The following is a 17,997-nucleotide window of genomic DNA, read 5'->3' as shown; positions in this document are numbered from 1 at the left end:
ATCATGCAGGTTCCGGCACCCTTCGAGTACGAGCGCGCGACCAGTGTCGACGACGCCATCGGACTGCTCGGCCGGCTCGGCGACGAGGCGCGGCTCATCGCCGGCGGGCACAGCCTGCTGCCGATGATGAAGCTGCGTCTGGCCACCCCCGAGTACCTGATCGACATCAACGACCTGCACGACGAACTCGGCTACATCCGCTTCACCGACGACGACGTGCGTATCGGCGCGCTGACCCGCCACTGCGAACTCCTGGCCAACGAACCACTGTTCGAGGCCTTCCCCATCTTCCGCGACGCGGAGAAGGTGATCGCCGACCCGGTGGTCCGCAATCGCGGGACTCTCGGCGGATCGCTGTGTCAGGCAGACCCTTCCGAGGATCTGTCCAGTGTGTGCACCACCCTCAACGCGAGCTGCGTCATCCGCGGCGCCGACGGCGAGCGAGTGGTCACCATGGAGGAATTCCATCGCGGTCCGTACGAGACCGCGGTCGAACAGAACGAGATGCTCACCGAGGTGCGGATTCCGATCCGGGCCGGTGGCTCGAGCGCCTACGAGAAGGTGGAACGACGGGCCGGGGACTGGGCGGTCGTCGCCGCGGGTGCGGCCTTGTGGCTGGCCGACGGCGTGGTCGCCGATGCCCGGGTGGGGCTGGCGGCGGTGGGCGCCAACACCACCGGGATTCCGGCGATCTCGGAGGCGCTGCGCGGTCGGCCGCCGACCGAGGACGCGTGGACCCGCGCGGGCGAGATCGCCGCGCAGGCATGTGAGCCGGTCACCGACGGCCGCGGAACCGTCGAGTACAAACGGCATCTCGCCGACGAACTGACCCGCCGGGCGCTGCGGCGCAGTGCCCGGCGACTCGGCATCGACGCCACCGCGGGCGCCGGAACCTGAACTCCCGACAGCCCTGACCCAGAGGAGAATTCGATGCAAGTGACGATGACCGTCAACGGCGAATCGGTGTCCCGGGACGTCGAGCCGCGCCTGCTGCTGGTGCATTTCCTCCGTGACCATCTCGCTCTCACCGGGACCCACTGGGGCTGCGACACCAGCAACTGCGGCACGTGTGTGGTGCAGATCGATGGGCGGCCGGTGAAGTCGTGCACCGTTCTCGCCGTCATGGCCGGCGGGCACGAGGTGCGCACCGTGGAGGGGCTGGAGCAGGGCACCACCCTCGACCCGCTGCAGCAGGGATTCATGGAATGCCATGGGCTGCAATGCGGTTTCTGCACACCCGGCATGCTGATGACCGCGCGGGCACTGCTCGACGAGAACCCCGATCCCAGCGAGGACGAGATCCGGGAGGCGATCAGCGGTCAGATCTGCCGCTGCACCGGCTACACCACCATCGTGCGGTCGGTGCAGTGGGCGGCCCGGCATGCCGGGGACGCAGCCGATACCGAAGGAGCGGTCCGATGACTCTCACGACACCTCCCGAACCCGCTGCGGCGGATCTCGTCGACAACAACCAGAAACCGGTCGGCTACGGGCGGATGCTCCGCAAGGAGGATCCGCGCTTCATCCGCGGCCTCGGCCGATACGTCGACGACGTCCAGCTGCCCGGCATGCTGCACATGGCGATCCTGCGGTCGCCCGTGGCCCACGCCCGGATCGTCAACGTCGACACCACGGCGGCCGAGGCGCTGCCGAAGGTCAAGGCCGTCATCACCGGGGAGACGCTGAAAGGGCTGGGCCTGGACTGGATGCCGACGCTGTCGGGCGACGTCCAGGCGGTGCTCGCCACCGACAAGGTCCGCTTCCAGGGGCAGGAGGTCGCCGCGGTCGTCGCCGAAGATCGCTACACGGCACGGGATGCCCTCGAACTCATCGACATCGACTACGACATCCTCGACCCGGTGCATGATGTGCGCAAGGCCCTGGAACCCTCGGCGCCGGTGATCCGCGACGACCTCGACGGCAAGACCGACAATCACATCTTCGACTGGGAGACCGGCGACAAGGCGGCCACCGATGCCGTGTTCGCCGAGGCCGAGGTGGTCGTCACCCAGGACATGGTCTACCCGCGCGTGCATCCCGCGCCGATGGAAACCTGCGGTGCGGTGGCCGATTTCGATAGGGTTGATGGCAAGCTCACCCTCTGGTCCACCTCGCAGGCGCCGCACGCCCACCGCACCCTGTACGCCATCGTCGCCGGCATCCCCGAACACAAGATCCGGGTGATCTCCCCGGACATCGGCGGCGGATTCGGCAACAAGGTACCGATCTACCCGGGATACGTCTGCGCGGTCGTCGGGTCGATTGTGACGGGCAAGCCGGTGAAATGGATGGAGGACCGCACCGAGAACCTGACGAGCACCGGATTCGCCCGCGACTACGTGATGCGCGGCGAGATCGCCGCCACCCGCGACGGCCGCATCCTGGCCATCCGCAGCAACGTGCTCGCCGATCACGGCGCCTTCAACGGTGTCGCCGCGCCGGTGAAGTACCCCGCCGGCTTCTTCGGAGTCTTCACCGGCAGTTACCAACTCGAGGCCGCGCACTGCGCGATGACCGCGGTCTACACCAACAAGGCGCCCGGCGGCGTGGCGTACGCGTGCTCGTTCCGGATCACCGAGGCGGTCTACTTCGTCGAACGCCTGGTGAACTGTCTCGCCGCCGAACTCGGCATGGACCAGATCGCCCTGCGGCGCAAGAACTTCATCCAACCCGACCAGTTCCCGTACACCACCAAGACCGGGTGGGTCTACGACTCCGGTGACTACGACGCGGCGATGACCGAGGCGATGCGGATCGCCGACTACGACGGACTTCTTGCGGAGCAGGCCGCGAAACGCGAGCGCGGCGAGTTGATGGGCATCGGGGTGGCGTTCTTCACCGAGGCGGTCGGCGCCGGCCCCCGCAAGGACATGGACATCCTGGGTCTGGGCATGGCCGACGGGTGTGATGTGCGTGTACATCCCACGGGCAAGGCGGTGGTTCGGCTGTCGGTGCAGTCGCAGGGGCAGGGCCACGAAACCACCTACGCGCAGATCGTCGCCGAGGAACTCGGCATCGCGCCCGACGACATCGACGTGGTCCACGGCGACACCGACAACACGCCCTTCGGATTGGGTACCTACGGCAGTCGGTCCACCCCGGTGTCCGGCGCGGCTGCGGCGATGGCCGCACGCAAGATCAGGGACAAGGCGAAACTCATCGCGTCGGGCATGCTCGAGGTGTCGGTGGCCGACCTCGAGTGGCAGAAGGGGAGTTTCGGGGTCAAGGGTGACCCGGGTACGTCGGTGACGATCGCGGAGATCGCGATGGCCGCACACGGTGCCGGTGATCTTCCGCCCGGTGTCGAGGGCGGGCTGGACGCATCGGTGGTCTACAACCCGGCCAACCTCACGTACCCGTTCGGTGCCTACATCTGCGTGGTCGACATCGACCCCGACACCGCGGTCGTGAAGGTGCGCAGGTTCGTCGCCGTCGACGACTGCGGCACCCGGATCAATCCGATGATCATCGAAGGTCAGGTGCACGGCGGATTGACCGACGGCGTCGGGATGGCGCTGATGGAGGTGATCGAGTTCGACGAGTCCGGCAACTGCCTCAACGGCTCGCTCATGGACTATCTGATCCCGACCGCTCTCGAGGTGCCGCACTGGGAGACGGGGTACACGGTGACACCGTCGCCGCATCATCCGATCGGCGCCAAGGGGGTCGGGGAGTCGGCGACGGTCGGTTCACCACCGGCGGTGGTGAACGCCGTGATCGACGCGCTGGCGCCCTACGGGATCCGGCACGCCGACATGCCGCTCACCCCATCACGGGTGTGGGAGGCGATGCAAGGACGGGCGCGGCCGCCGATCTGACCCCGACCCGCGCGTGAACTGCGACGAGAGGAAGCCGTCATGACACCCGACGATCGGAGATCGCTGGCCGAGTTGGCCGCCGACTACGCGGGACAACGGATTCCGTTCGCGCACGCAACCGTGGTGCGCGCTGCGCAGCCGACGTCGGCACATCCGGGTGATCATGCGCTGGTGACAGCCGACGGTCGGATGGACGGCTTCGCCGGCGGTCAGTGTGCGGCGGAGTCGGTGCGCCTCGCCGCCGTCGACGCGATCACCGAGGGCCACGGGGTCCTGCTGCGGATTCTGCCGGGTGACGCCGAGCCCTACCCCGAGGCACCCGGCGCGCGAGTGGCGGTCAATCCCTGCCTGTCCGGCGGGGCCCTGGAGATCTTCATCGAACCGGTGCTACCACCGCCGGTCGTGCACGTCGTCGGGGACACACCCATCGCTCGGGGCGTCGTCGACCAGGGGCGGCTGCTGGGTTTCGACATCGCCCAGGTGGGCGGCGATGAGCTCGAGGGTGCGGATCGTGATGGGTTCGGTGGTGCGGTCGCCGCGATCGTCGCGACCCATGGTGGAGACGAGAGCGGGATGATCCGCCGGGCTTTGGATTCCGGCGTCCCGTTCGTCGGGTTGGTGGCCAGTCGGAAGCGTGGCGCCGCGGTGCTGGACGCGATGGGTCTGACGACCGCAGAGCGCGAACGTGTGCACACGCCGGTCGGCCTCGACATCGGTGCCCGCACCCCGGCCGAGATCGCGCTGTCGGTGTTCGCGGAGTTGGTGGCCGCCGTCCGCCGTGACGGGCTCGCCGGGTCGGGCGCGGCGGCGCGGCGGGAGATCGACCCGATCTGCGGGATGACCATCCTCGTCGCCGACGACACCCCGGAGCACGTCGACGACACCGGCCGACATTGGTTCTGCTGTACGGGATGCCGCGACACCTTCATCGCCCGTTCCGCCGGTGGTCTGCAGGCGGCCCGATGACAGCACCGGTGTGCGCCGTGGTGCTCGCGGCAGGCGGATCCCGTCGCCTGGGGCGTCCGAAACAGTTGCTGCCCTATGCGGGGACGACGTTGCTGGGTGCGACGCTCGACACCGTGCGGAACCAGGGTTTCGACCAGATCATCGTCACCCTCGGCGCGTTCGCCGACGGCATCGTCGAGCAGGTGGATCTGCGTGGTGTCACCGTGGTGCGCAACGATGTTCATCGATCGGGCTGCTCGTCGTCGATCCGCCGGGCGGTCGGAGTCCTCGACCCCGCCGCCGACGGCGCCGTGCTGCTCCTGGGCGATCAGCCCGGGATCAGCCGGACAGCGGTTCGGGCGTTGCTGGCTGCGGCACCCGGAACGCGCCTCGGTGCCGTCCGCTATCGCGACGGTCTCGGCCATCCGTTCTGGCTGGGGCGCAGCATCTTTCCCGACATCGAGCAATTGCATGGCGACAAAGGGGTCTGGAAGCTCATCGACGCGGCCGGTCCCGCGCTCGTCACCGTCGACATCGACGAGGACACCCCACTCGATGTCGACACCGAAGAGGACTACCGCAGGCTTGTCGAGCGGTCCGCCGAGGTGCGTCTGCGATGAGCGGTGCCCGGCTGTTCGACTCGCCTGAGCAGGTCACGCGGGATCTCGATGCCGTCGACTATCTCGCCGACGAGGGACTGGCGACCGCGCTGTTCCTTGCGACATCGATGGGGATGCCGATTCTGCTGGAAGGTGAACCGGGCGTGGGCAAGACGTCGGCCGCCACAGCTCTCGCGACGGTTCTGGACACCGATCTGATCCGCCTGCAGTGCTATGAGGGCCTCGGGGCCCACGATGCCCTGTACGAATGGAACTATCAGCGTCAACTCCTGGCCATCAAGATGTCCGAGACCCGTGGTCACGCACTCGCCGACGCCGACCTCTACGCGCCCGAGTATCTGTCCGAACGTCCGCTGTTGGCGGCGATCCGACACCGTGGGCCGCGACCGCCGGTGTTGCTGATCGACGAGATCGACCGTGCCGACGACGAATTCGAGGCGCTGCTGTTCGAGTTCCTCGGTGAGGGTGCGGTCACCATCCCCGAGATCGGCACGATTCGGGCCGAGCGGCGTCCGCTGGTCGTGCTCACCTCCAACCGCAGTCGCGAACTGCACGAGGCCCTGCGGCGTCGTTGCCTGTATCACTGGATCGCCTATCCCGGTGCAGCGCAGGTGGCCGCGATCCTGCGGCGGACCGTGCGCGGCGCACCCGAGAGTCTGATCGCCGACGCCTCGGTGTTCGTCGGTCGAGTCCGCGGACTTGACCTGGACAAACCGCCGGGCATCGCCGAGGCGATCGACTGGGTGTCGGCTCTCATCACTCTCGGAGTCGCCGAACTGGTCCCAGCTGCCGTCGCACCGGCGCTCGGCACGCTGGTCAAGACCCCCGACGATCGGGACACCCTGGTGGGCGCGCTCGAGAGCGGGGACGTGCGGTGACCCCATGACCGGCGCACCGGTTCTGGCCCGGGTGGATCGCGCCGCGTTCGCCGCCGGATTCACCGACCGACTCCGCACCGCAGGTGTCCCCGTCGGTCATTCCGATGCGGCAGTGTTCTGCCGCGCTCTCGACGAGTTGCCTCGCGGCCGGGTGTCCGACCGGCGAACGCTGTACTGGTGCGCGCGAATCACGCTGGTGTGCAGACGATCCGATCTCCGAACTTTCGACGCGGTGTTCGCGGCGGTGTTCGACGATGCGGTGTTCTCTCTCGATCCGGTCGCGATGCGCGGCTCGGCGTCTGCTCCACGCGGAGGTCTCGAGCATGCGGCGACCGGCGCCCGGGGCGGTGCCGCGGCAGACTCGGAGGAGGCGGAGTCGGAGGAACTGCCGTGGGCGACCTTGCCCCGGATGTCGGCCGACGGCGATTCCGTCGACGACGAGGCCGGCGCGCCGGTCTGGATCCCGAGGCCGAGCTCGATCGAGTCGATCTCCCGACTGCCGTTCGATCGGCTGGACCCCGATCAACTCCGCCAGGTCGAGGCCTGGCTGGACAGCGCGATCGCCGCTTGGCCGCGGCGCCGGGGCCGTCGTGAGCGACCGCTCGCCGACGGTCGGCGCATCGATCTGCGCCGGACTCTGGCGCGCTCGCGCCACACCGGTTGGGAGGTCGCCGATGTGGTCTACAAGGGACCGACGCCCCGTGACCGACGCGTCGTGATGATCTGCGACGTGTCGCAATCCGTGCAGGCCTACACGCGCGCGTATCTGCACGTCATGCGAGCCCTGTCGCGCCGTGGACGCGGGGAGACCTTCGTATTCGGCACCGGACTGACCCGGATGACGCCGATCCTGGCCAGGTCGTCGGTCGACGACGCGATCGAGGAAGCCGGGGCGAAGGTGGTGGACCGGTTCGGCGGCACCAGGATCGCGGCCAGCCTCGATGCGCTGGTTGCCTCGCGTCATGCCCAGACCTTGCGCGGATCTGTCTGCGTGATCGCCTCCGACGGCTGGGATTCCGATGATCCGGCGCGGATGGACAAGGCGATGTCGCGCATCGCGCGGCGCGCGTTCGCGGTGCTCTGGCTCAACCCGCGGGCCGGCGAGGAGGGATACGAACCCCTGGTGGGCGGGATGGCCGCCGCCCTGCCGTACTGCGATCGGATGGTGCCCGCCGCCACCGTCCACGATCTGGCGGGCGTGGTCACCGCCATCACCGAGCTACGCCGGAGATGATCGCGAATCGCCTCAGTTCCACAGCGTGACATAGACGGCCGGCCGAAAGTTCTTCACCGGAACGCCCGATCCGCGCAGCATCGCCTGCATCGCCTTGGGAGTCGCGACGAACCGCATGAGCTCGCCCGCCGTGCTCGTGGGATCGTGCGCGAGGGTCATCGCGCTCCAGGTCTCGCGGCGATGCACCCCGGTTCCGGTCACCCGGGTGAGCCGTTCGCTACGTAGGTCGGAGTTCACCGCGAACGTCAGGGCCAATGTGAGGCCGGTGCCGCGTTGGGTCTCCTCCCATGCGGCCGCATCGCTCTGGAAGATGCGCTGGCAGTCTTCGGCGACCCCGAGGCGGGACAGCATCTCCGGTATCGCGCCTCGGCTGCCGGCTGCGGATGGGCCGAGATTCCAGGGTGTGCGGGCGAGTTCCTCCGGGCTCACGCGCCGGTCGGCGAGCGGGTGGGACGGCGCGGCCATGACCTCCACGTCGTAGCTCAGGAACTCCTTGACGGCCAGTGCGGGACCGTGCGGTGCCATCTCCGACTCGAGTGGGGTCGGGCCGATGGCGACATCGACCGCTCGGGCGGCGAGCAGGGAGGCGAACCGGTCTGGTGGTTGGACCGTCAACTCGACCTCGAGGTCCTTCGCACGCTTGGTGAACAGGTCGATCAGACCGCCGGCGGCGTGTTCGGCGAACAGGCTCGACGCCGCCAGCCGGATCGTGCGCCGACCACCCGCGGCGGCCTCGACCTCGCTGATCGTTTGATCCTGCAACCCGAGTATTTCCACCGCACGTGCTGCGAGTCGCAATCCGCCCGGCGTGAAGGCCAGCCCCGAGTGCGTCCGGCGAAAGAGCTGATCGCCCAGACTCTTGCGGAGCTGGGCGACGTGCATGGACACCGCCTGCTCGGTCAGGCCGAGCTCGGCGGCCGCCTGCTTGACCGACCCGGTCCGCACAACCGCGACGAAGGCGCGCAACTGGGCCGAGGTCATGGAGCCCATGGTATTTGAGGCTGCGGCGGCGATCTTTGAGATTTCGACCTCGGGATCGTGTCCCGGGAAATTACGCAACCTCTGCGATGAGAGTTCCCGACGCAGTCGTCGGCACGGAGTACACGATTTTCTGAATCCATAATTGGATGTACTGTTCGATGTATGGGAACAGTCGTCGCCACCCGGGATGCGTTGACGAGGTTCGGCCACGCTCTGTCGGATGCGACCCGTACGCAGGTGTTGCTGCGCCTGCGGAGCGGTTCGGCCTACCCGTCTGAACTGGCCGATTCGATCGGCGTCACGCGGCAGTCGCTCTCGAATCATTTGAGCTGTCTGCGTGGTTGCGGTCTGGTGGTCGCGGTACCGGAGGGGCGCCGCACCCGGTACGAACTGGCCGACCAGCGAATCGCGCACGCGCTCGACGACTTGCTCGGGCTGGTGCTGGCGGTGGACCCCGCCTGCTGTGACAACGCCGATGACGAGGATTGTTGCTGATGGCGTCCGAATTGAGAATGCCCTCGGTCGGCAGCCCGACTATCAGCGCCGACCGTCGGCAGTTGTTGCAGCGTCGGATTCGATGGTTCGTCGCGATCACGATCACCTATAACGTCATTGAGGCGGTGATTGCGCTTTCCGAGGGAGCGCGGGTGTCGTCGGGCGCGCTCATCGGCTTCGGCCTCGATTCGGTCATCGAGGTGTCGTCCGCGGCCGCCGTTGCCTGGCAGTTCGCCGGTAGGGACCCAGAGCATCGCGAGAAGATCACTCTGAGGATCATCGCGTTCTCGTTCTTCGCGCTGGCGTTGTACGTCGGAGTCGATTCGATTCTCGCCCTCCTCGGCTTCGGTGGAGAGGCCGAGCACTCGTCGATCGGGATCGCATTGGCTGCGGCGAGTGTCGTCTTCATGCCGGTGTTGTCGTGGGCCGAACGCCGAACCGGTCGGGAACTCGGATCACGCACGGCGGTTGCCGACTCCAAGCAGACTCTGCTGTGCACCTATCTGTCCGCAGTGTTGCTGATCGGTTTGCTGCTCAACAGTCTGCTCGGGTGGTCCTGGGCCGACCCGATTGCGGCGTTGGTGATCGCCGGGATCGCGCTCCGCGAGGGCGTCAACGCCTGGAAGGGTGATGCATGCTGTGCGCCGGCCATCGGCCGCGACGTCACGGGCCGCGACTGTGACTGCTGCTCCTAGCCGTCGAGTGGGCGCCACTTCCGGTCGAGTGGGCGCCGATTTCGCTCGAGTGGGTACCGAATCTCATTGACTGGGCGCTGTTTTCGGTCGATTGTGCGACGACTTCCGTTGACGGAACGCCAAGAATCCGAACGACCTGATGTCATGCGATAGTTGATCAACACACAGGACGCGGCAGACGCTGATAGCCCACCGCTACGAGACCCGGTAGCGGATCAGTCGAGAACTGTTGAGCACCACGGCAACCGACGACGCGTTGTGCAGGATCGCGGCGAGGACGGGCGACAGTGCGCCGCCGGCGCCGATGACCAGGCCGATCGAGTTGACCGCTATCGACATGCCGTAGTTCTGGCGGATCACCTCGACGGTGTGGCCGCCGAGGTCCCTGATGTCGAGCAGTTTGCGGAGGTCGTCGCCGGCCAGCGCGATGTCCGCGGTTTCCACGGCGACGTCGGTGCCCGCGAGGCCCATGGCGATACCGATGTCGGCGGCGGCGAGTGCGGGCGCATCGTTGACGCCGTCGCCGACCACCGCCACGACGTGGCCGAGCGCCTGCAGTTCGCGGACCACGGCGAGCTTGTCGTCCGGGGTGACCTCCGCAGCCCAGCGATCGATGCCGAGCGCTTCGGCGATGGTCGCGGCGGTCACCGGGTGGTCGCCGGTGAGCATGGCGATCTCCGTGACTCCGTCGGCGCGGAGGGCGTCGAGAACTGTTCTCGCTTCGGGCCGCAACTCGTCGGAGAGGCTGATCAGGCCGACAAGGTCCCCGTCCACTGCGAGCAAGAGCGGTGTCTCGCTGTTCCTGCGCAGTTTGTCCACCCAGTCGAATGCATCCTGGGCGATCGTCACGCCGTGGTTCTCCAGCAGCGAGGGACTGCCCAACAGCAGCACCCGTCCGTCATCGGCCCGCGTTCGCATTCCGAGTCCGACGATCACTTCACACTCGGCGTGCGTGGGGATCTCGATGTGGCGTTCCTCGGTGGACCGGATCACCGCCTCGGCAAGGGGGTGTCGGGAGTGGATCTCTGAACTCGCTGCGTGGGCCAGGATCTGCTCGGGCTGCCACTCGTCGGAGAAGGACACCACGTTGGTGACGATCGGGCGTCCGACGGTGAGGGTGCCGGTCTTGTCGAAGACGACGGCGGAGATGCGGCTGGATTCCTCGAGGTGTGAACCGCCTTTGATCAGGATGCCGCGGCGGGCGCCGTTGCCGATCGCGCCGCTGATGGCCGTCGGCGTGGACAGGCCGACCGCGCACGGGCAGGCGATCAACAGCATCGTCATCGCCCGGCGCAGGTCCCGGGTGACCAGCAGCGTCAGCGCGGACAGCGCAAACGACGCGGGCACGAAACGGCGCGAGAAGTTCTCTCCGACGGTCTGGATCGGCGCGCGGTCGCGTTGTGCCTCTTCGACGCGGGTGATGATGCGACCGATCGAGGTGTCGGCGCCGACGGCGTCCGCGGCGACCACGATCCGACCGGTCATCACCACCGAACCGGCCTGTACCCGGTCGCCGACACGTTTCGACACCGGCAGGTTCTCGCCGGTCAGTGCCGATTGATCGACCACCGCCTCACCGTCGACGATCTCGCCGTCGACCGCCACCGCGACCTGTTCGTGCACGACGACGTGGTCGCCGACGTGCAGCGCATCGATCGGTGCCTGCACCTCGGTGCCGTCGTCCATGCGGACCCATGCCGTGTCCTGGGTGCCGCGCAGCAGGTCCGAGATGGCACGGCGCGTCCGCCGCAGCGTCAGGTCCTGGAGGAACTCGCCGATGTTCAGCAGCCACAACACCGTCAGCGCCACCACGTTCTCGCGGAGCAGCAGACTGGCGATGGTCGCCGCCGACACCAGCGCGTCGGTGCCCGCACGTCCACCGCGCAGGGAACGCAGCGCACCCCTCAGGAACGGATAGCCGGAGAAGATGGTGATTCCGGTGGCCGCGGTGCGGGCGGCAGGCCCGAGCAGGGGTGGGTGCCGGAACACGTAACGGCGCACGCCGAGCAGGACGAGTGCGCCCGCGCCGATGCCCATACGCAGCAGGTCGCTGTTGGTGATCTCCGCCGAGTGCGGGGCGCGGTCGGGAAGGTTGTCGGGGTCGGCGAGAGTCGCGGCCTCGAGTGCGTGGACGACCGCGGTACGGTCGGTGCCCTCGCGAAACCAGATGACGACCGAGGCCGTCCGGGGGTAGGCGTGGACGGCACGCACGCCGCTGACGCGGGCAACGCTCTCCTCGACGGCCACCGCTCGCAGGTCTGCCGAACGCCGGTTTGGAGTGCGCAGCCACGGGACGGTCACGCGCAGCCGGCCGGCCGCATCCGAGCGTGTGACGATGTGTCCGGCAGGGGAATCCGAGTCGTCGAGTCCGGCGGGTGTCGTCACGCTCACCGGTCAGTGTTCGTGGTCGTGGGCGACTGCCGCGCCGGGTGGTGTGGACTCCTCACCGAGCCGTCCTTTGGCCTCGGCGACGATGTCGGAGGTGTTCAGGCGCACCGACTCGGCGACCTCCTCGGCCCTGCGGGTCCCACGAATACCCCAGGTCGTCGCGATGATCGCACCTTCGCGCAGTGGGGCCTTCCGTATCACGGTGCGTGCGGCATCGTAGGCGGCGGCTCCGACCAGACCGGTGACGACCGTGGATCCAGCCTTGGCCAACAATCCGTGAATGGGCACTGGTGTCCTCCTGAACAAAGATCGATGACGAGCTCGGCACGACTGGCGACAACGCTACTCCGGCCGCGGCGTTCCGGCTCCGGAACTCGGACGACCTCGCCCGAGGCCTCAGCCCTGACGAGCCTTGAAACGTGGATTCGATTTGTTGATGACGTAGATCCGCCCCTTGCGTTTGACGACCTGCGAGCCGGGCTGGTTCTTCAGCGATCGGATCGACGAGCGCACCTTCATTCGACTACCTCATAAATGGAAACAATTGTCATTAGACCATGACCGGAGTGCGAGTCGGGAATCGACGCCATCAAGCGGTAGCGTGGGGGGGCGACCGGACGTCGCTTGCGCCTCGCGGAGGCAGGCAGGTCGCGAACTGCCGACTGACACATCGACTATGAACTGGGCCAACACGATTCGATCCCGAACCTTGATCGGCGCCAAGGACAATGCCTGGACGCTGGTCCTGGTGCTCGCTGCGGTCGTGGTCACCGTTCTCGTCCTGTCGCAGTTAGCGGGCACGGCGGGGCAGACCCGAGCCGACGATCAGGAGTCGGACCCGGGCGAGACCAGCTCGGTCGGGTCGATCCCCATGGCCACCGTGGTCGACTGCGACGGCAACGCCGACCCGCGCCTGGTCAAGGTGAGTCTCGGTGAGCAGAGCCTCGCGCTGTGCGAGTACGACACCCCGGTCGGCTACTCACCGGTGACCACCGGGCGCGTGGGCTTGGGCGACGGCACGCCGCTGGGCACCTGGCACATCAACAGCCGGGAAACGGATCGTCATCTGAGTGGCTCCGACTACCGGGTGTTCGTGAACTATTGGCTGCCGTTCTTCGGCGACTACGGCTTCCACGATTCGTCGTGGCAGAAGTTCGCCTACGGGGACACGGCGCGGTATCAGACCCAGGGCTCACGAGGGTGTATCCACGTCCCGAGGCCGGCGATGGACGAACTCTATCGCTGGGTGGACGTCGGAACGACGGTGACGATTCTGCCCTGACCGCAGTTCAGAGCAGGTATGTGCGGGTCATCGCCTTCCACAGGTCCAGGTGCGGATCCGTGGTGGGATCGCGACGGTCGATGAGGTAGGTGGTGGCCACGCCGCGCATGCTCGAGAGCAGGAGCGGGTACAGCTCGGGATACCGTGGGCGCGAGGTCAACTCGGTCCCGAGGAAGCCGGCGACGGCACTCCGGACAGTGGGCCCGAGTCGTCGCTCGGTCGGTACCAGGGCGCCGCGCAGCTGTTCGTTGGTTCGTGCGGCGATCCACAGCTCCATCGACGCGACGAAGTAGGGCTGATGGAAGGTCGTCCAGCCGAGGTCGATGGCGGGGCCGATCCGTTCGGCCGGATCGGCGGGCCACTCGACCTGGGAAGGCATCTCCGCGATACGGGTGCGGGCGAGATGATCGACGGCTGCCATGAACAGCTTGTCGCGCGACGGGTAGTGGTGCAGGAGGCGCCCTCGACTGACCCCCGCCTCGGCCTGGATCGCCAGGGTGCTCGCCTGCGCGTAGCCGCGGTCGACGAGGACCCGGATCGCGGCGTCGAGGATGCGGGTACGCGTGCGGTCACCGCGATCCTGCGTGGCCGCGACGTCACGCGACGACTCCTGCGACGTTGGCTTCACCCGGCGATCCTACTGTCCCGACCGGCCGGGGCCACCGTGCGCCGGTCAGAAGTCGAGGAAGTGTGGCAGGCCGGCGCGATAGCGATTGCGGTCCTCGGCTTTGATCGGATCGAGCATCGGCAGTTCCCACAACGGGAACACCGGCGCTGCTGCGGCGGGGCTGTCCGCGGCGGCGAGAATCGCGTTGGCGGCACGGCGGCCCGCTTCGTTGGCGCCCTCCATGGTGGCGAGGTCGATGTTGGTGCGGACGTGGTCGCCACCGATGAAGAAGTTCGGGATCTTCGTATACGCCTGGGGGCGATGCTGATACGAGCCAGCGGTGTTGACCATCAAGGGTGTTGCGTTCTCGATCTGCGGCGACCACGTGATGCCCGGGTCGAGCGACCACGTGACCATCTCCTCGTCCCGAAGGACGGGTTTGCCGCCGGAGTTCATCGCCCGCTTCATCTGTGCCCACACCTCGGCGGCGATCTCGCGCTTGGTGCAGCGTTTGGCGGGTTTGCCGTACAGGATGCCCGGCTTCTCCCACTCGGATATGTCGATCGACAGACAGTCCCGGACGCGGCCGTCGCCGTAGGTCTTGGCGAAGTCGACGTTCCACGGCCGCGCCTGGAAGAGCCCGGTCAACGCCCACGGCGTGCCCAGAGCGGCGATGTGGCTGGGCGGCAGGTCGGTTCGCCGGGACAGGAAGTACTGGATGCCGACCATCCAGTCGTCCTGCAGGCGACGGATGCCGGCCAGTGAGGGGTCGGCGTTCACCAGCGACGGTGTGAGGAGCGGCTTGAGCCGGTCGATCGGCATCGACGCGATGTACCAGTCGGCGGTCACCGTGGCACCCGAGGCGAGTCGGGCACCGGAGATCCGGCCACCGGAGACGGAGAAGTCGGCCACCGCCTCGTTCATCACGAACTGCACGCCGCGGCCGCGCAGGTACCGCACCCACGGATTGATCCACGCATGGCTGGTGGGCGCGTTGAGGATTCGGTCGACGCCGCCGCTCACCAGATCCGTGCCGTACTGGCCGATGAGGCCGGTGGCCGAGGTGGCCAGGGCGAGTCCGATCTGGCCGATCGTCCGCGCCGATGCGGTGTGCGACTTGGCCGCGACGAGTGCGCGCGTCAAGGCGCCGACCAGATAGCGTTGGTAGGCAGGCGATTTGCCGTTGGCCTTGACGAACTGCATCCACGACTGCTTCTCCCACTGGCCGAGTCGTCGTTCCTCGCAACTCGTCGCGATGATCAGTTCACGGGTGACGAAGTAGGCGAGTTCATGTGGCGGGACGTCGACGATGAACCGCAACCCGGTGGTCAGTGCGTTGCGGAGATTGTCGAGGGACATGATCGCCGGCGCATGGTCGGCGAAACCGATCAGCGATGTCGGGGCCGTCGTCGGGGCGTATCCGGCGTCGTCGAAGGCGATGACGGCGGTTTCGACATTGATCAGGTGCCGGTCGCGGACGTTGCCGCCGCCGGCGACCGGGATCCGCTCCATCGTGTCCGGAACATGTTGGTAGCACCCGGGAAAGAACCGGAAACCGTGTTCGCCGGGCAACGCCAGCCGTCCGCCGCGCGCGGTGCCGGGAACGTCGTGACTGAACGCCTTGCCGCCGAGGTAGGAAGGCTCGTACACGGTGACCCGGAATCCGCGCTCGATGAGCTCCTGGGCGGCCGCCAGTCCGGACATCCCGCCGCCGAAGATGGCGACCTCCCGTCCTCGTGCTCGACCCGGTGGCGGCGGTACGGCCCGCGCCGATGGCGCCGACACATTCGGCATCGTCACCGCGGTCCCGGCGAGCACCGCCGCGGCACCTGCGCCCTTCAACGCAGATCGTCGGGAGAAAGCGCTCTGGTTCTCGTCCATGGTTCCCCGTCCCTTCACAAACCAGTCAGCTCTGACTGATGTGATGTGTACCACTGTTGCGCAGGGGTCTGGGACTGATTCGCGAAATCGTCTCGAAAAACTTGGTCGACCGACCCATTCGCTGGGGATTCGGGACCCGCTGAGCGCAGTCCCCGTCGAAATCTAGTCGGGGGTGCGCTCCAGGAACGGCGCGACCAGGTCGGGGGAGACGGCACTCATCACCCCGGTGGACGCCGCGGGTTCGAGGTCCACCATCGCGTACGACTCGGAACCGGCCGCGGTCGCCAGGGACAGGGTCTCCACGCCCCGACGACGTTGAAAGAACGATGCGCGCGATGCCCAGCCGACGGTCCCCGCACGGTCCACCACATATCGGTGGCGGGCGATCCGCGGTGGACTGATCACCACGGACCGGTCCGTCAGTCCGACGCCGAGGTGGTGGTACCGGACCACGCCCAGCATGGTGGAGATGGCTGCGATCAGGATGCCGAGCACCAGCCATGGCCAGGTCAACGGGCCGGCCACCAGGACCGCCGCCACCGCGGCGACGACGACGCCTGCCCACAGGCCGCGCGTTATCCGCCGCGACAACGCGCCGGGACCGTGACGCCGCAACGGCATGGTCAGCTCGTCGCCCACCCCGAAGTCGGTCGGGTGGGCGACGAGTCGGCCCACCCGGACGACTTCTGCGGCCGGGGCCGGCGGCAACAGCAGCGGATGCTTGTCGTGCCCGGTGGCGATCGCGTACAGACGGGCGCCGCGCAACGGCCTCATCAGCACCGGCTCGTGGGTGTGCACACCGCGGATGCGGTTCTCGTCGAGGCTGGTCGCGTTCGTCGTGAGGAGACCACGGCGGATCCGCAGGGTCCCGTCGTCGAGATTGCGGGTGAGGGTGAAGTTCCAGTAGGAGAACAGGTATCCGCCGACGGACAGGACAGCGCCGATCGCGAGAACTGCCACCACGGTCGCCACGACGAGCGCGGCGACCGGTACGCCCTGCAAGCGGTCGCCGACGTCAGAGACCACCGAGGCGCTGCGCTCGTAGAGGTCTGCTTCGTTGGCGACCTGGGCAGCGAGACCGCCGATCGCCGCGGCCGCGGCGAATCCGGTCAGCGAGAACGGGGAGTACCGCAGCCACGACCGCTGCAGTCGGGCCAGTTCCTGCGGCGGCGTCGTCTCGACGGGGGCACCCTCCGGTTCGGCGTCACGCGCGGTGATGCGGGCCGCGGTGGCCATCAGGTTCCCGTGCAGGACGTTCGCCTCGGCCGTGGGGATGGCGTTGAGTTCCACCACCGACGACTCCTTGTCGCCGCCGGTGCCGATCCGTACCTTCGTGAGCCCGACGATGCGGTGGGCCGGTGACGCGGTCAGGTCGACACTGCGGATGCGGTCGCGGCGCGCGGTCGCGACTTTCCGGGTGAGCACCCCCGATCGCACCCGTACGTGCTCGTCGGTGACCTGGTAGCGGGTGACCAGCCACGGCACCACGCTGACCAGCGCGACCACCACGATGCCGATGATGATGGCCAGGTCGGGCGCACCGCGACCGGCGAAGACGATCGCGATCAGCAACGGGATGAGCTGGGGCAGCTGCTCGATGGGTTTGACCGCGATCATCCACGGCGAGAGCCGGTGCCACTGCTCGGGGGCGTCGGGCCGGTCGGTGGCCTGGTCAGGTCGCGTCATCGTCGTGGGCCTGGGTGCGTTCGGTGAGGTCGGCGGCTGTCCGGCGCGCCACATCGGCGTCGAGGCCGACGATCCGGATCGTGCCCGCCGACGATGCCGTGGTGACGGTGAGCGTGGCGAGGTTGAGGAGCTGTTCGATCGGGCCGGCGGCCGTGTCGACCACCTGGATGCGGGCGATCGGGATGATCACGCGGCTGCGAACGAACCAGCCCGCCTGCGTGTACACCGCGTCGTCGCTGATCTCCCAGCGGTGGAAGCGGTACCGCCAGGCCGGTACGACGAGCACGTAGAACGCGGTGAGCATGACCGTGAGAATCGCGGCGCCCAATGCGATCCACCGCTGCGGCGACGGGATGAGCGCTGCGACCACCACGGACGCGGCGAGGATCGGCAGCCCGGCGAGCAAGGGCGTCAGCCGCCACATGGTGACGGCGCGTGGGTCGACCTGATGGGCGGGTTCGCGCAGCAGCGCAGGTGTGGATGCCAT

Annotated in this window: 18 protein-coding genes; 10 read left to right on the top strand and 8 right to left on the bottom strand. The window is 67.9% G+C overall.

Annotated features, from left to right (window positions below; genetic code table 11):
• Positions 1-3: 3 nt before the first annotated feature.
• From VZC37_RS11300 to VZC37_RS11270, 7 genes are read left to right on the top strand one after another with little or no spacing between them, the layout of a single operon-like run.
• Positions 4-897: an FAD binding domain-containing protein gene (locus tag VZC37_RS11300; RefSeq protein WP_330432601.1), complete on the top strand. Its 894-nt coding sequence runs from the start codon at positions 4-6 to the stop codon at positions 895-897.
• Positions 898-930: 33 nt separating this feature from the next.
• A complete protein-coding gene (locus tag VZC37_RS11295) occupies positions 931-1,422 on the top strand; it encodes a (2Fe-2S)-binding protein (RefSeq protein WP_330432600.1) in 492 nt (163 codons plus the stop codon).
• Positions 1,419-3,818, top strand: coding sequence for an aerobic carbon-monoxide dehydrogenase large subunit (locus VZC37_RS11290; protein ID WP_330432599.1), 2,400 nt, complete (start codon positions 1,419-1,421; stop codon positions 3,816-3,818). The genes VZC37_RS11295 and VZC37_RS11290 overlap by 4 nt, the downstream gene beginning before the upstream one ends.
• 39 nt (positions 3,819-3,857) lie before the next feature.
• Positions 3,858-4,784 carry an XdhC family protein gene (locus VZC37_RS11285; protein WP_330432598.1) on the top strand — a complete coding sequence of 309 codons (927 nt, stop codon included), beginning with the start codon at positions 3,858-3,860 and terminating at the stop codon, positions 4,782-4,784.
• On the top strand, positions 4,781-5,383 hold the full coding sequence (locus VZC37_RS11280; protein ID WP_330432597.1) for a nucleotidyltransferase family protein: 603 nt from the start codon (positions 4,781-4,783) through the stop codon (positions 5,381-5,383). Before VZC37_RS11285 ends, VZC37_RS11280 begins: the two co-directional genes overlap by 4 nt.
• Positions 5,380-6,261, top strand: coding sequence for an AAA family ATPase (locus VZC37_RS11275; RefSeq protein ID WP_330432596.1), 882 nt, complete (start codon positions 5,380-5,382; stop codon positions 6,259-6,261). Before VZC37_RS11280 ends, VZC37_RS11275 begins: the two co-directional genes overlap by 4 nt.
• A gap of 4 nt (positions 6,262-6,265) precedes the next feature.
• Positions 6,266-7,495, top strand: coding sequence for a vWA domain-containing protein (locus VZC37_RS11270; RefSeq protein WP_330432595.1), 1,230 nt, complete (start codon positions 6,266-6,268; stop codon positions 7,493-7,495).
• 12 nt (positions 7,496-7,507) lie between these two features.
• On the opposite strand, the gene VZC37_RS11265 is transcribed toward VZC37_RS11270, so the two are convergent.
• Positions 7,508-8,476, bottom strand: coding sequence for a LysR family transcriptional regulator (locus VZC37_RS11265; protein ID WP_330432594.1), 969 nt, complete (start codon positions 8,474-8,476; stop codon positions 7,508-7,510).
• Positions 8,477-8,638: 162 nt separating this feature from the next.
• Between VZC37_RS11265 and VZC37_RS11260 the strand changes: the two genes are divergently transcribed.
• Both VZC37_RS11260 and VZC37_RS11255 read left to right on the top strand, forming a co-directional pair.
• Entirely contained in the window at positions 8,639-8,971 is a 333-nt protein-coding gene (locus VZC37_RS11260; RefSeq protein ID WP_330432593.1) for an ArsR/SmtB family transcription factor, read from the top strand.
• Positions 8,971-9,666, top strand: coding sequence for a cation efflux transmembrane domain-containing protein (locus tag VZC37_RS11255; protein WP_330432592.1), 696 nt, complete (start codon positions 8,971-8,973; stop codon positions 9,664-9,666). Before VZC37_RS11260 ends, VZC37_RS11255 begins: the two co-directional genes overlap by 1 nt.
• Before the next feature lie 195 nt (positions 9,667-9,861).
• On the opposite strand, the gene VZC37_RS11250 is transcribed toward VZC37_RS11255, so the two are convergent.
• The 3 genes from VZC37_RS11250 to ykgO all read right to left on the bottom strand — a co-directional run bounded on the left by VZC37_RS11250 (position 9,862) and on the right by ykgO (position 12,573).
• The gene (locus VZC37_RS11250; protein WP_330433124.1) at positions 9,862-12,051 is read right to left on the bottom strand and encodes a heavy metal translocating P-type ATPase; all 2,190 of its coding nucleotides are present in this window, start codon (positions 12,049-12,051) and stop codon (positions 9,862-9,864) included.
• Positions 12,052-12,060: 9 nt separating this feature from the next.
• A complete protein-coding gene (locus VZC37_RS11245; RefSeq protein ID WP_330432591.1) occupies positions 12,061-12,342 on the bottom strand; it encodes a DUF1490 family protein in 282 nt (93 codons plus the stop codon).
• A gap of 108 nt (positions 12,343-12,450) precedes the next feature.
• A complete protein-coding gene (gene ykgO, locus VZC37_RS11240) occupies positions 12,451-12,573 on the bottom strand; it encodes a type B 50S ribosomal protein L36 (RefSeq protein ID WP_330432590.1) in 123 nt (40 codons plus the stop codon).
• A gap of 157 nt (positions 12,574-12,730) precedes the next feature.
• On the opposite strand from ykgO, the gene VZC37_RS11235 reads away from it, so the two are divergent.
• Positions 12,731-13,336 (top strand): L,D-transpeptidase, encoded by a 606-nt coding sequence (locus VZC37_RS11235; RefSeq protein ID WP_330432589.1) that lies wholly within the window; start codon positions 12,731-12,733, stop codon positions 13,334-13,336.
• Between the two features lie 7 nt (positions 13,337-13,343).
• Here VZC37_RS11235 and VZC37_RS11230 read toward each other — a convergent pair whose 3' ends face one another.
• The 4 genes from VZC37_RS11230 to VZC37_RS11215 all read right to left on the bottom strand — a co-directional run bounded on the left by VZC37_RS11230 (position 13,344) and on the right by VZC37_RS11215 (position 17,997).
• A complete protein-coding gene (locus tag VZC37_RS11230; protein ID WP_330432588.1) occupies positions 13,344-13,964 on the bottom strand; it encodes a TetR/AcrR family transcriptional regulator in 621 nt (206 codons plus the stop codon).
• Between the two features lie 45 nt (positions 13,965-14,009).
• A complete protein-coding gene (locus VZC37_RS11225; protein ID WP_330432587.1) occupies positions 14,010-15,824 on the bottom strand; it encodes a hydroxysqualene dehydroxylase in 1,815 nt (604 codons plus the stop codon).
• 162 nt (positions 15,825-15,986) lie between these two features.
• Positions 15,987-17,510 carry a PH domain-containing protein gene (locus tag VZC37_RS11220; RefSeq protein ID WP_330432586.1) on the bottom strand — a complete coding sequence of 508 codons (1,524 nt, stop codon included), beginning with the start codon at positions 17,508-17,510 and terminating at the stop codon, positions 15,987-15,989.
• Positions 17,497-17,997, bottom strand: a complete 501-nt coding sequence (locus VZC37_RS11215; RefSeq protein ID WP_330432585.1) for a PH domain-containing protein — start codon at positions 17,995-17,997, stop codon at positions 17,497-17,499. The genes VZC37_RS11220 and VZC37_RS11215 overlap by 14 nt, the downstream gene beginning before the upstream one ends.

The sequence above is a fragment of the Gordonia sesuvii genome, from assembly GCF_036350415.1.
Lineage (GTDB): Bacteria > Actinomycetota > Actinomycetes > Mycobacteriales > Mycobacteriaceae > Gordonia > Gordonia sesuvii.
This window is presented reverse-complemented; position numbering and strand designations above follow the sequence as displayed.

What these genes read in the sequence shown, in the direction of transcription:
- VZC37_RS11300 (WP_330432601.1), top strand. Translation starts at nt 4, where the DNA reads ATGCAGGTTCCGGCACCCTTCGAGTACGAGCGCGCGACCAGTGTCGAC.
- VZC37_RS11295 (WP_330432600.1), top strand. Translation starts at nt 931, where the DNA reads ATGCAAGTGACGATGACCGTCAACGGCGAATCGGTGTCCCGGGACGTC.
- VZC37_RS11290 (WP_330432599.1), top strand. Translation starts at nt 1,419, where the DNA reads ATGACTCTCACGACACCTCCCGAACCCGCTGCGGCGGATCTCGTCGAC.
- VZC37_RS11285 (WP_330432598.1), top strand. Translation starts at nt 3,858, where the DNA reads ATGACACCCGACGATCGGAGATCGCTGGCCGAGTTGGCCGCCGACTAC.
- VZC37_RS11280 (WP_330432597.1), top strand. Translation starts at nt 4,781, where the DNA reads ATGACAGCACCGGTGTGCGCCGTGGTGCTCGCGGCAGGCGGATCCCGT.
- VZC37_RS11275 (WP_330432596.1), top strand. Translation starts at nt 5,380, where the DNA reads ATGAGCGGTGCCCGGCTGTTCGACTCGCCTGAGCAGGTCACGCGGGAT.
- VZC37_RS11270 (WP_330432595.1), top strand. Translation starts at nt 6,266, where the DNA reads ATGACCGGCGCACCGGTTCTGGCCCGGGTGGATCGCGCCGCGTTCGCC.
- VZC37_RS11265 (WP_330432594.1), bottom strand. Translation starts at nt 8,476, where the DNA reads ATGACCTCGGCCCAGTTGCGCGCCTTCGTCGCGGTTGTGCGGACCGGG.
- VZC37_RS11260 (WP_330432593.1), top strand. Translation starts at nt 8,639, where the DNA reads ATGGGAACAGTCGTCGCCACCCGGGATGCGTTGACGAGGTTCGGCCAC.
- VZC37_RS11255 (WP_330432592.1), top strand. Translation starts at nt 8,971, where the DNA reads ATGGCGTCCGAATTGAGAATGCCCTCGGTCGGCAGCCCGACTATCAGC.
- ykgO (WP_330432590.1), bottom strand. Translation starts at nt 12,573, where the DNA reads ATGAAGGTGCGCTCGTCGATCCGATCGCTGAAGAACCAGCCCGGCTCG.
- VZC37_RS11235 (WP_330432589.1), top strand. Translation starts at nt 12,731, where the DNA reads ATGAACTGGGCCAACACGATTCGATCCCGAACCTTGATCGGCGCCAAG.
- VZC37_RS11225 (WP_330432587.1), bottom strand. Translation starts at nt 15,824, where the DNA reads ATGGACGAGAACCAGAGCGCTTTCTCCCGACGATCTGCGTTGAAGGGC.
- VZC37_RS11220 (WP_330432586.1), bottom strand. Translation starts at nt 17,510, where the DNA reads ATGACGCGACCTGACCAGGCCACCGACCGGCCCGACGCCCCCGAGCAG.
- VZC37_RS11215 (WP_330432585.1), bottom strand. Translation starts at nt 17,997, where the DNA reads ATGGCATCCACACCTGCGCTGCTGCGCGAACCCGCCCATCAGGTCGAC.